The sequence below is a fragment of the Roseibium porphyridii genome (assembly GCF_026191725.2).
In the GTDB taxonomy this organism is placed as follows: Bacteria; Pseudomonadota; Alphaproteobacteria; order Rhizobiales; family Stappiaceae; genus Roseibium; species Roseibium porphyridii.
In genome coordinates this window covers 4,133,080-4,145,257 of sequence record NZ_CP120863.1, presented here as the reverse complement: position 1 = coordinate 4,145,257, position 12,178 = coordinate 4,133,080, and the positions used below count along the sequence as shown (strand labels likewise).

At 54.4% G+C, this 12,178-nt stretch carries 11 protein-coding genes; 4 read left to right on the top strand and 7 right to left on the bottom strand.

Features of this window, described 5'->3' with window-relative positions; all coding sequences use genetic code 11:
* Window positions 1–78: 78 nt before the first annotated feature.
* Window positions 79–1,365: a M24 family metallopeptidase gene (locus K1718_RS19170; protein WP_265681175.1), complete on the bottom strand. Its 1,287-nt coding sequence runs from the start codon at window positions 1,363–1,365 to the stop codon at window positions 79–81.
* A 136-nt stretch (window positions 1,366–1,501) separates the two neighbouring features.
* Here K1718_RS19170 and K1718_RS19165 point away from each other — a divergent pair, with 136 nt between their 5' ends.
* Complete coding sequence (locus K1718_RS19165; RefSeq protein ID WP_265681176.1) at window positions 1,502–2,347, top strand: LysR family transcriptional regulator; 846 nt, start codon at window positions 1,502–1,504, stop codon at window positions 2,345–2,347.
* A gap of 14 nt (window positions 2,348–2,361) precedes the next feature.
* Here K1718_RS19165 and K1718_RS19160 read toward each other — a convergent pair whose 3' ends face one another.
* The 4 genes from K1718_RS19160 to K1718_RS19145 form a co-directional block, all read right to left on the bottom strand.
* Complete coding sequence (locus tag K1718_RS19160; RefSeq protein ID WP_152502480.1) at window positions 2,362–2,796, bottom strand: universal stress protein; 435 nt, start codon at window positions 2,794–2,796, stop codon at window positions 2,362–2,364.
* Window positions 2,793–5,420 carry a TRAP transporter permease gene (locus K1718_RS19155; protein WP_265681177.1) on the bottom strand — a complete coding sequence of 876 codons (2,628 nt, stop codon included), beginning with the start codon at window positions 5,418–5,420 and terminating at the stop codon, window positions 2,793–2,795. Before K1718_RS19155 ends, K1718_RS19160 begins: the two co-directional genes overlap by 4 nt.
* Before the next feature lie 196 nt (window positions 5,421–5,616).
* Window positions 5,617–6,585, bottom strand: coding sequence for a TAXI family TRAP transporter solute-binding subunit (locus tag K1718_RS19150; protein WP_173006080.1), 969 nt, complete (start codon window positions 6,583–6,585; stop codon window positions 5,617–5,619).
* Window positions 6,586–6,641: 56 nt separating this feature from the next.
* A complete protein-coding gene (locus K1718_RS19145; RefSeq protein WP_152502478.1) occupies window positions 6,642–7,511 on the bottom strand; it encodes a MurR/RpiR family transcriptional regulator in 870 nt (289 codons plus the stop codon).
* 256 nt (window positions 7,512–7,767) lie between these two features.
* Here K1718_RS19145 and K1718_RS19140 point away from each other — a divergent pair, with 256 nt between their 5' ends.
* Window positions 7,768–8,394 (top strand): LysE family translocator, encoded by a 627-nt coding sequence (locus K1718_RS19140; protein ID WP_265681178.1) that lies wholly within the window; start codon window positions 7,768–7,770, stop codon window positions 8,392–8,394.
* 27 nt (window positions 8,395–8,421) lie between these two features.
* On the opposite strand, the gene egtD is transcribed toward K1718_RS19140, so the two are convergent.
* Both egtD and egtB read right to left on the bottom strand, forming a co-directional pair.
* Window positions 8,422–9,369, bottom strand: a complete 948-nt coding sequence (gene egtD, locus K1718_RS19135) for an L-histidine N(alpha)-methyltransferase (protein ID WP_265681179.1) — start codon at window positions 9,367–9,369, stop codon at window positions 8,422–8,424.
* The gene (gene egtB, locus K1718_RS19130; protein ID WP_265681180.1) at window positions 9,366–10,631 is read right to left on the bottom strand and encodes an ergothioneine biosynthesis protein EgtB; all 1,266 of its coding nucleotides are present in this window, start codon (window positions 10,629–10,631) and stop codon (window positions 9,366–9,368) included. The genes egtD and egtB overlap by 4 nt, the downstream gene beginning before the upstream one ends.
* A 564-nt stretch (window positions 10,632–11,195) precedes the next feature.
* On the opposite strand from egtB, the gene K1718_RS19125 reads away from it, so the two are divergent.
* Both K1718_RS19125 and K1718_RS19120 read left to right on the top strand, forming a co-directional pair.
* Window positions 11,196–11,789, top strand: coding sequence for a TetR/AcrR family transcriptional regulator (locus K1718_RS19125; RefSeq protein ID WP_152502475.1), 594 nt, complete (start codon window positions 11,196–11,198; stop codon window positions 11,787–11,789).
* 87 nt (window positions 11,790–11,876) lie between these two features.
* Entirely contained in the window at window positions 11,877–12,110 is a 234-nt protein-coding gene (locus K1718_RS19120) for a YciI family protein (RefSeq protein ID WP_371419540.1), read from the top strand.
* Window positions 12,111–12,178: the final 68 nt, after the last annotated feature.

Here is a 12,178-nt window from a genome sequence, read left to right as displayed (position 1 = left end):
TCTTGTCGGAATTGCCTAGAGGGCAACAGGAAATCATTCTGCAAAGAAGTGTGAGAGACGGAGCTTGGAAGGGCCGGCTCAGGTCAATGCAGCGCCGGCCTGGCAGTCTCCAAGAAGGCTGGATTCGAACGGAAACAGTGAAAGTGTCTCAGTTCCGGTCTCTGTTATCAGGACCTGTTGTTCCAGCTTCACACCTTCAGCGCCGCCATCTTCGCCAATGAAGCTTTCAACACAAAGCGTCATGCCTGGTTCGACGAGGCCGTCATATCCGGCATCTGGAAAGTCACCGTGATGATAGAGATAAGGGTATTCACCGGTCATGCCGCACCCATGTGCAGACAGGTAGTAACGGTTGGCATAGTATTTCGCGGGGATGTTCCAGGCTCTATCCGCATAGTCGCGAAACGTCATTCCGGGCCTCAAGATGCTCATGTTGTAATGAACCTGCTCATAGGCGACCTTGTAAAGATCTTGCTGTTGCCGAGACGGACGGTCTGGGCCGGAGTGAAACGTGCGCGAAAAATCCGAATAGTATCCGTGACAACCGACAACGTCGGTATCCAAAGCGATCAGCTCGTTTTCGCCGATCACATTTGTGGAAGTTTCCTGGAACCATGGATTGGTGCGTGAACCGGCGTTAAGCAGCCGCGTTTCGATATAGTCACCATTTTGTTCGATGATGGATTTGTGGAGCACCGACCACAGCTCTGCCTCGGTCAGGCCTGGACGAATGGCTTCGCGCAGCTTTCCGACACCAGCTTCCGTCGCGCGCAGAGAAGCTATGACGCATTTCATCTCTTCGGGCGACTTGATTGCTCGGGCCATCTCGACAGGTTGCTGTGCATCAACCACCGTCAGCCCAGCCTCTCGAAGTGCGATTGCAGTGCCTGCGTTCAGCCGTTCCAAACCGACAGTCGCGTTTCTGATGCCTGCCAGTTCTCGAATGATGTCAGCCATCTCCGATGCCCAGGACTTTTCCCGCTCGGCAATCTGAGGACCGGCCGCGACAAAACTGGCTGTTTTTGCCGGGCGAACCTCATCGACGGTCTCATAGCCTTCACCGAGATGCAGGCAACCCGTGAATTCAAACAGAATCGAGCGATTTTGGGTCAGCAACAGGTAGCGTGACGCTGCATTGCGCATCGAAAACACTTGCATATTCCGTGTACCGCTTGCGTAACGGATGTTCACCGGGTCAGACAAGATAACGGCGTCGATATCATATTCGGCCATTTTCTGCCGCACCCGCTGCTGACGATAGGTACGAACGGCAACCAGATCGATCTCACTACTGAGCGACGTTCGATCGAGCTGTGCGAGACCTTGTAAATCGCTGCGCTCTGCGTGCCAATCCAACTCTGCCAAAGTGAAAGTCCCCTAATATCCATTAGGTAATATCACCTGAAGAAATTTTGTTGAAAATGCTGGAAAAACTCAGGCTAGTTGATAACTTTTAGGAATGCAAAGCTATCGAAAATCATTGCCGCCACTGGACACGTTGGTGTTTTTTGAAGCAGCAATGCGCCATCGCAATTTCACTGAAGCTGCGGAGGAGCTTTTCGTCACGCAGGCTGCAGTAAGCAAACGCGTCCGTCAGCTTGAAGACTGGTTGGGTGCAAGACTGTTTGAAAGGGAAGGCCGGAAGTTGTGGCCGACAGATGCAGGGCTTTATCTTGCGGAGAAAACAGGCGCCACGCTGGATTTTCTGGATCAGGCCCTGAGGGCAATCAAGGCAGAGCAGCGCTCGCTGGTGCGCATCGCCTCTGTAACGACGCTTGCAGCCTTCTGGCTTCAGCCGAAATTGAGAGATTTTGCGCTTTCCGACGAAGCGTGCCTCTTCAACCTGATCACGGCGGACGAGATTGGCGATCTCTTGAGACCCGGACACGATCTAGTCGTTCTCCATGGCGATGGCAGGTTTCCAGGTTGGAGGTGCGAATTGCTCTTTCAGGAGGTGGTGGTTCCCGTCGGTACTCCGCAAGTTATTGAAGCCTTGGACGATGCAAAAAGCCTCAATCGACCTCCGTTGCTCAGTTATCCAAGACTGGCACCCAACTGGATCGATTGGCAAGGTTGGATGCAGGGAACCGGCAGTCAAACGTTCAGGGACTGGCCGTCCCGTCATTGCGCCAGCTACAACCAGAGCATCGGAAGGGCCTTGAAGGGGCAGGGGGTGGCACTCGGAACCGTTCCTCTTCTGCAGGAGGAAATGAGTTCCGGCCAACTTGTGTCACTGGATGGCGGCACGTTAGCGACCGGCAGAGGCTATTATCTGGCCTGGCCAGAAACACAATCGCTCAGCCTCGAGGCTGAGCGATTGAAGTCGGTATTGCTTGGGTCAAATTGATGCTGCTGCCCGCACTAGCCACGCACGACATAAACTGAGCAGTTGGAGTGCCGGACAACGCGAGCTGCGTTCGGGCCAAGCAGGAACTCTTTTAAGTCCGGTTTGTGAGCTCCAATCACAATAAGGTCCGAACCAGCCTGCCTCGCAGCTTCCAGGATTTCTTCGTAGATGGACCCGGCCGCAACCAGATGCCTGACATCCTTGTTGCGCTCCGGTCCGAGTACCCTTCCAACCGTGTCAGTCAATGCCTGACGCGTTTTGGAGACCATCTCTCCTTGAAAATTCTCGTCGAAATAGGAGCTGACGAGGGTGACACCGAAGTTCGGCACAACGGTGATCACATCAAGCTGTGCTTCGTCGAGGCGCGCGAGTTTGTCTGCGGTTTCCAGAACCTGCATGTCGTCCTGGTGGGAGACATCGATTGCGCACAAAATGGATTTGACGGTCATGCCGGTGCTCCTTCCAGGCGGCCAGCACGAGCGCGCTGAACCAGATAAATCAGTATCAGAAGTGCAAAGCCGGGAATGAAGATCAGTTCCTTGGGCAATTGGGCGACCTCGATCTGGGCTGTATCGATGATAACCGGTTCATCGGCATAGAAGTCAAAGTTGCTCATGGCCTCGAAGAATGGTGTGCCCGGGAAAGGCTCTTCCAGCTTGAGAACGCCGTCTTCTTCAAGAACGGTCAGGCCAAGCGCACTCAGACGCGCATCGCCGCCATCCTCGCTTCCTGGTGACAACACAAGAGTCGTTGCCGTCGTCAGGCCAGTATCGAAATCGGGACCGCTGACCTCTACACGGATTTCCTCGCCTGCAGGCGCATTTCCGACAGCCTGAACAAATTCGGTTGGCGGAACTTGCTCAAACGGAGGCTGGATCCTGTTCATGAAGAAGTCCGGACGGAACAGAACGAACGCGACCAGAACCAGAGCAATGCTCTCGTAGATTTTGTTGCGCGTAATGAAGTGTCCCATGGTCCCGGCTGTGAACACCAGGATCGCGACGGTGGCGACAATGAAGACGATTATGCCCTGTATCCAGCCAACATCGATCAACAAAAGATCGGTGTTGAAGATGAACACGAATGGCAATGCGACTGTACGCAGCGAATAGAAGAAGGCGGTGAAGCCCGTCTTTATCGCGTCGCCTCCCGACACCGCGGCCGCAGCGAAGGAGGCAAGCCCCACGGGTGGCGTCACGTCCGCCATGATTCCGAAATAGAACACGAACAGGTGCACGGCAATCAACGGCACAATCAGGCCGGATTGAGCCCCAAGCTCGACCACGACACCAGCCATCAACGAAGACACGACAATGTAGTTTGCTGTTGTTGGAAGGCCCATGCCGAGCACCAGCGAGAGTACGCCGACAAACACCAGCATCAGGACCAGATTGCCGCCGGAAACGAACTCGACGAGATCAGCCATGACCTGCCCGATGCCGGTCAATGTCACAGTGCCGACGATCACACCAGCGGTCGCCGTGGCAAGGCCGATGCCGATCATGTTACGGGCACCGTCAATCATGCCGTGGACAAGGTCGCTGACCCCTTCCTTGAACGCTTCGACCATTTCATTTTCGCCGCGGAAAATTGCCTTGATCGGACGTTGCGTGAGCAGGATCACGAAGAGCAGCGCTGTGGCCCAGAAGGCTGAGAGGCCCGGCGACTTCTGCTCGATCATCAGGAAGTAGACCAGCACAATGATCGGCAGCAGATAGTAGAGGCCGGCTTTGTAGATCTCGGAGATCTCCGGAAGCGTGATTTCCTTTGCATTCGGATCGTCCGGATGAAGGTCGTCAACGCTGGCTGCCAGCTTGAGAAGTGCCAGATAGGCAACGAAAACCAGAGCTGCAAGTATCCAGCTGGCACCGGCAGGCACGAGTGCGACGATCCAGCCGATCGGGAACTGGATGACGTAACAAAGTACGGCAAATCCGGCGAAGAAAAAGAACATGCCAAGTACAGTGCGCAGCGTCGAAACGGCCTTGTGACCGATTGTCGGCATGTTTCGCTTCACGGCTTCCAAATGCACGATATAGACCAGCGCGATATAGGAAATCAGAGCTGGTAGGAACGCGTGGGTGATCACTTCAACATAGGAAATGCCGACATATTCAACCATCAGGAAGGCCGCAGCGCCCATAACCGGTGGCATGATCTGACCGTTGACCGAAGAGGCGACTTCGACAGAACCGGCCTGTTCGGAGGTAAAGCCGACCCGCTTCATCAAAGGAATGGTGAATGTGCCTGTAGTGACAACGTTGGCGATGGACGAACCTGAAATCAGGCCAGTCGCCGCTGAGCCCACGACAGCAGCCTTTGCCGGGCCGCCTTTAAGGTGACCAAGCGCACCGAACGCCATCTTGATGAAGTAGTTGCCTGCGCCCGCCTTATCCAGCAGCGCACCAAACAGAACGAACAGGAATACAAATTTTGTGGAAACGCCGAGCGCAATTCCGAATACGCCTTCGGATGTGATCCACATGTGGCTCATCGCCTTTTGAAGGGATGCCCCCTTCCAGCGGATGACTTCCGGCACCCAGGGTGAAGAACCGAAGAAGACGTAGAGCAGGAAGATCGTTGCCACGATCGCCATTGCCGGGCCGAGCGCGCGCCTGGCGGCTTCGAACAGGACAATTATACCGGCCAGCGCAAACCACTTGTCGGTATGATCAGCCAGGCCACCGTTGTTGACGATCTTCTCATAGAAGAAGAAGCCGTAGAGCGCGATGAAGGCCCCAAACAGGGCAAGGATCCAGTCCTGAATAGGTACATGATGGCGTGGGCTCGATTTCAGAGCCGGGTAGGCCATGAATGCCAGAAACATTGAGAACGCCAGGTGAAACTGACGGCTGTTGTTGATCAAGTCCGAAGGCAAAACATTGTAGACGATCGGAGAGGCCAGCAGGACCTGAAAGCACGACCATGTCAGGGCAATGCCGGCTATAAGCAGACCGACCGCACCGGCAGGGTTTCTCGATCCGGAATCAGAGGCGGCAACAAGTTCTTGAAGTTCTTCTTCAGAAAGGCCTTGCCCCTTTGCCTGCCCGTTCTGTTGGTTCTGCTCTGACATTAAAATTCCCCCGGTCATCCGGCTGATCAACAGCGCCGGCACTGTTCAAATTCAACGATCGGGCAGGAGGCAGTCCTGCACCTAGATCAGACTTTATAATTCTTGAAAGCGCAATCGGTCATGAAGAATGGAAATAGGACCGGCGCTATAGAACGGGCCCGGAAATTCCGGACCCGTATTTTTGAAAGACAGGAACTTAGTTGATCCAGCCCTGCTCTTTGTAATATTTCGCAGCGCCCGGATGAAGCGGTGCGGACAGGCCGTCCTGAGCCATTTCTTCAGGCTTCAGGTTGGCGAATGCCGGATGCAGCTTCTTGAACGCATCGAAGTTTTCAAAGACGGACTTCACCAGCGTGTAGACTGTGTCTTCGGAAACGTCTGCGGAGGTTACGAAGGTTGCGCCAACACCGAATGTGCCGGTGTCTGCATCGTTGCCGCGATACATGCCGCCTGGAATGGTGGCTGTACGGTAGTAGCTGTTGTCTGCGACCAGTTTGTCGACAGTTTCACCACCCACATTCACCAGAACGGAGTCACATGCAGTCGTGGCTTCCTGAATAGAACCGGACGGGTGACCCACAGTGTAGATCATCGCGTCGATCTGATTGTCGCAAAGCGCAGCGGACTGCTCAGCAGCCTTCAGCTCGGTGGCCTGCGTGAAATCGTCCGTGGTCCAGCCCATTGCTTCCATCAGAACTTCCATGGTGCCGCGCTGACCGGAACCCGGGTTGCCGATGTTGACGCGCTTGCCTTTCAGGTCTTCGAAGTTCTTGATGCCTGAATCCGCACGCGCGACAACCGTGAACGGCTCCGGATGCACGGAGAACACAGCACGAAGGCCTTCAAACGGACCTTTTTCTTCAAACTTGGAAGTGCCGTTGTAAGCGTGATACTGCCAATCGGACTGTGCCACACCAAATTCCAGCTCGCCTTCACGAACAGTGTTGATGTTGTAAACAGAACCACCAGTCGATTCGACCGAACAACGGATCCCATGATCCTTTCGGCCTTTGTTGACCAATCGGCAGATTGCGCCGCCGGTCGGGTAATAAACGCCAGTCACACCACCAGTGCCGATGGTGATGAATTCCTCCGCGGAGGCGGCGCCCGTGAATGCAATGCTGGTCGCCATTACAGCGCCTGCAAGGTTCATTTTCATCATCATTTGACTAGGCTTCCCTCTTATTCAAGTTTTCTAAGCCTAAAATGGTCGTTGCCACCTTAGACGTTTTCAAATTCGTCGAGCAAGCGGTTGTGCTTCTCGACGTCTTGGATCCGGGCTTCTGCATCGGATCCGGCTCGCGCGACCAACATGCCTGTTATCGTTTCTATCAGCACAAGAGTGGCCGCGTAAGATGAGAAAAAGTGAGGACTTTCAGTGCGTTGTACGAAGTGAAAGTCGGCGAATTGTAATCCTGGAAACGCGTGGCTGTCAGTCAGGACCACCACTTTGGCACCGCTCGCCGCTGCGACCTCTGCCGCGCGAACAGAACGATGTGCGTAGGGATGTTTCGAGATGACAATCACAGTATCTTTGGAAGACACTCCAGCAAGCGTACTTCCAAGCGTTGCGCCGTTGCGACCGGCGACGATCCACCTGTCATCAAACCATTTGGCGAGATAGGCGAAGTAATCGGTGAAACCTGCCGAGGCAAGAGCGCCGATCAGGATGATCCTGCGCGACCGTTCAAGCTGCTTAACCGTTGCGTCCAGTGTGGACGGATCAATGTCGTCCACGAGCGCCTTGATATTGTCGATGCAGGCAGAAACCTGACGCGGCAGCAACGGCTGGTCCGCGTAGGATTGCAGTTTCCGGGCCTTGTCCTGAAAGGACCCGCTGCCACGTCGGCTGATTTCCGAGCGGGCCTGTTCCCTAAGAGCCTCGTAGTCTGAAAAACCCAATGCCCGCGCGAGACGGGTGTAACTCGCTGGAGACACGCCGCTGGCAGACGCAACCGACCGCAGGCTGCGGGTTGCAATTTCAACCTGGTTTTCGGCAATATAATCCGCCGCGACACGAAGTGTGTCACTCAGCTCGGCGTAGTTCGCCGAGATCGCTGTCCTTATCTGGGGCGGCGAAATAGTTTCCATTCGGTTACTGTTTCATTTGTTTTTTTGAAAGTCAAACCATGAAACAAATGTTTCGTTGCGGAAGCTTTTGTTTCTTTTGCGATTGTCAGATTTGAGGAATGCCGGGGCGTACTCGTTCGTTATATTGGGCGCACTGAACGAGTGCCAATTCGTTGGTTGCCGCTCGTCGGCCCGTGGTAATAAGGCCCGAAGCACAGAGTTCTTGACGCCAGTCTCAATCACCGACGAAGCTTGGGGCTACCAAAGGAAGCCGGTTGTGATTCCATTCGATGTTCTGACAGTCTTTTTTGCCGCTGCGATCGCGCTTGGTTTAGTGCCCGGGCCAGACAACATTTTTGTTCTTACCCAGTCCGCTCTTTATGGCAGGCTTGCCGGCTTGGTTGTCACCCTTGGTCTATGCATGGGCTTGATCGTTCACAGCGTTGCAGTTGCGTTGGGTGTCGCCGCGATCTTCGAAACGTCAGTGTTGGCTTTCACATTGCTGAAATTCGTCGGTGCAGCCTACCTGATCTATCTGGCGTTCCAGGCTTTTCGGGCAGGTGGGGCGGATCTGAATATGCAGGGCACGCCATCCTTGCCGTTGCCTGCACTTTTTCGCCGCGGCATCATTATGAATGTCACCAATCCAAAAGTTGCCATCTTCTTTTTGGCATTCCTGCCGCAGTTTGCCGATCCGGCAAGAGGGTCGGTGCCGATTCAGATCATGCTGTTCGGGGGGCTGTTCATCGTTGCGACGATCCTGGTTTTCGGGGCAGTGGCCTTGGGCGGCGGCTTGATCGGCACCTACTTGAGGCAGTCTCCAAGCGCCCAGATCTGGCTCAATCGCCTTGCAGGCGTTGTCTTTGTCGGACTTGCCGTCAGGCTGGCAATCACCGAGCGCTGACGGCAATATCCTTAAAAACACTTCGCGTTACAAAGCCTGCATTGTGTAGACCGCGAAATAGCCGTCGTGGTCGGTATCGGCACTCAGAATCCGCCAACCGGCCTCATCAGCAATTTCGGCAAACGCGTCTTCACCGTATTTGTGCGAGTTTTCAGTGTGGATTGTCTCGCCTTCCTGGAAAGTGAAGGTCACCCCTCCAACGTCGACCGATTGTGTGCATTTGCTGACAAGATGCATTTCGATCCGGCTGTCTTCAGCGTTCCAGACCGCTTTGTGTTCGAAAGCCGAAAGGTCAAACCGACCGTTCAGATCGCGATTGATGCGCTGCAGAATGTTCTGATTGAAAGCAGCTGTAACCCCGGCAGGGTCATCATAGGCCTCAATCAGGACCTCCTGTGCCTTTGGGCGGTCTACACCGACAATCATAGTCGCGTTCGGCATTACCGTCCGAATGTTCTTCAAAAGGCTGGCAGCATCAGCCCTTTCGAAGTTGCCGATGGTTGAACCGGGGAAGAACACCAGAACCGGTAATTCCGGTAATAGCGGCAGCTGACCCAGAGGTTCGGTGAAATCCGCCGCAACAGGAATAACGGCGAGGGAGGGAAATGCCCTTCGAACACGCTCCGCGGCCTCTTTCAGGTGATTGGCCGAAATGTCGATTGGCATATAGACCGACAGATCAGGAAAGGCACCAAGCAGCAAATTGGTCTTTCGGCTTGAGCCGCTACCCAGTTCAACCATGGCGCCACGTGCGCCGGGTAACTTCCGGTACTTGTCGACATTCTCTTCCAGAATGGTCAATTCCGTGCGAGTTGGATAGTAGGCATCCAACTCGGTTATGGCTTCGAAGAGGTGTGAGCCGACATCATCGTAAAGCCACTTGCTGGAAAGCCGCTTTTGATCTGCTCCCAGGCCCGACAACACATCGGATCGGAACGCATCATTGTGAGAGACAGGGGGAACGTGTTTGCTCATTGGTCAGCCGCCAGTCTGAGGCCCAGCATTTGCCAACGCTGGTGTGGATAGAAAAAGGTGCGATAAGAGGCGCGCATTTGCAGCTTGGGTGTTGCGCAGGATCCGCCTCGGAGAACCATCTGGTTCACCATGAACTTGCCGTTGTATTCGCCGATTGCACCTTCCGGCGGCTTGAAGCCGGGGTAGGGTGAAAAAGCGCTTGATGTCCATTGCCAAACATCCCCCCAAAGACTGTCCTTTTGTCCGGTCGGCAAAAGCACCCCGGTGTCCAGGAAGTTTCCATCAATTGCGGTTGGCTCGGCGGCAGCTTCCCATTCTGCCTCGCTTGGAAGGCGATGACCTGCCCAACGGGCAAACGCATCGGCTTCATAGTAGCTGACATGGACAACGGGCGCAGACGGATCGACAGGGCGTGGACCCTGCAAGGTGTATGTCCACCATTCGCCATCCTGCTTCCACCAGTATAGCGGTGTGTCCCAAGCGTTCTGTTCCTTGACCGCCCAGCCTTCCATCAGCCAGAGCGTTTGGGTTTCGTAGCCACCGTCCTCCATGAAGGCGATCCACTCGCCATTGGACACGGGTCGATTGGCCAGCCTGTATGGATTGAGCCAGACTTTGTGGCGAGGTCCTTCGCAGTCATAGGCAAATCCGTCTCCGGCATGCCCGATTTGCAGAAGTCCACCGTCAAAGCTGGCCCAGCTCAGGTCACGTGCCGGTGTCACCGGGAGCGGCTTCGGTTCGCAATAGGCCGGAAGCAGCGGATTGTAGGAAAAGGCGTGCAAAAGATCGGTTACCAGAAGTTCCTGATGCTGCATTTCATGGTGGCAACCAAGCGTGATCAGTTCTTCAAGCTTTGGTTCGTCTAGGTCGAATGCATCGGTCATCAGTCCGTGACGAACGGCATCTTCGACGTGATTGCGGTAATTCATCACGTCTTCTGCCGAAGGACGGGACAAAAGTCCGCGCTTGGAACGCGTGTGCCTTGGGCCGGCCTGCACATAGTAGGAATTGAAGAGCTGGGCGAAACGATCATCAATCGGCTGATAGCCGGGGAGCGATGGCTTCAGGATAAACTCTTCGAAAAACCAGGTCGTATGAGCCAGATGCCACTTGGGAGGACTAGCGTCCTCCATCGATTGAAGGCCCATGTCTTCAGCACTCAATGGGGCGCTCAATTTCAGGGTTTGAGATCTGGTTCGATTGAAGAGATGCAGAATGTCGTCAACCGGCGACGGTTGTGTCTGCCCGTCCAAGTTTGTCATATCAATTCCTCCACGCGGATCCCGGTCGACTTGCCCCCGACCGAGCCTGTGAATGCCACCAAGCGGTTTGAACGTAAGCGGGCTTTCCGGTTTTCCAATGTCGGGAATTGCACCGCACCGGTGCAAAAATGCGCCGACAATCGGGCCGAGTTCTCATTGTTTATGAAAATCAACACTGTTGAAGTTCGCTTCCTTTATCGTGAAATGGTGATGAAAAATCCTCATCGCATTGTTTTTTCAAAAACAATTGGTGCGACAGTGTCAAAAGGCTGACGCCCTGGATCTGGGAGAGAATAGGGAGAGCATCCTGACAACCTGCTGTCAGGATTGCCGGTGGTATCTCTTCACATTGACGTGAGCGTTCGATCCCCTGACTTCCAAGCAGCCTTGAAAGCAGGTTGCTCGCGAACCTTCATCGACAACGATTGGCATAAACTGGGATTGCAACACTACACGATCAATCTCGAGGGAGTTGATTTAATAGGACGATTGTCCTAAATTCTAGGTCAATTGTCCTAATGACGTTAAAAAGCCAGGCAAGTCAAAGAGTGGGAAAGTGCAGCAATGGCAGCAATCGAAACCCGGAGACAGATCATCGAGGCAGCTGATGACCTGTTCTACAGCGCCGGATTTGGGCAGACATCGTTTGCCGACATCGCCAAGGCTGTGAACATCTCGCGGGGAAACTTCTACTATCACTTCAAGACAAAAGACGAGATCCTCGATGCTGTGATCGACAAGCGCTTGGCTGACCGTGAGACACTGTTGGCCAAGTGGGATGAAACGGCTGACGATCCGGTCCAGCGCATCATTTGCTTTATACGCATCGTCATTGTGAACCAGTCAAAGATAATGGCTTACGGCTGCCCGGTCGGCACGATGACAGCCGAACTTGCGAAGCTGGATCATCCCTCATCGGGCAGGGCCAACAAAATCATGGCTCTCTTTCGCAATTGGCTCCAGCGTCAATTCGATGTGCTTGGCTGTGGCGAGGAAGCCGAGGCGCATGCACTTCACGTTTTAGGTTGGAGCCAGGGTGTGGCGAGCCTTGCGCAGGCATTCGGTGACGATGCGTATGTACGCCGTGAGGTCGAGCAAATCACTCACTGGCTAAAGGGCGTCGCTGCCGCCACTAGCCGAATTTCCACTACCAATTGAACGTCACAATCAAAGTTGCGAGGTGAGCGAAAGATGTTTGTTGTCACACTGAAATTTTCTAAGAACAGAAATAGGGCAGTTGAGCTTATGGCCGAGCACAAAGCCTGGATACAGCGCGGATTTGATCAAGGTTTTTTTCTGATGGTGGGCAGCCTGCAGCCCAGTCAGGGAGGTGGTATCCTCGCGCACCAGGTTTCACGCGACGACCTGGAGAGGTTTGTATCAACAGACCCGTTTGTTGCGGAAGAGGTGGTCAGCGCCGACATCCTTGAAATCACACCTGCAAGACTGGATGAGCGGTTGAACTTTCTGGCCGCATAGACCCGTGAAGGCCTCCTTCCGGAGCAAGCAGACGCGAGACTTGCGGGCTCGGACAAACGTGTCCTGGC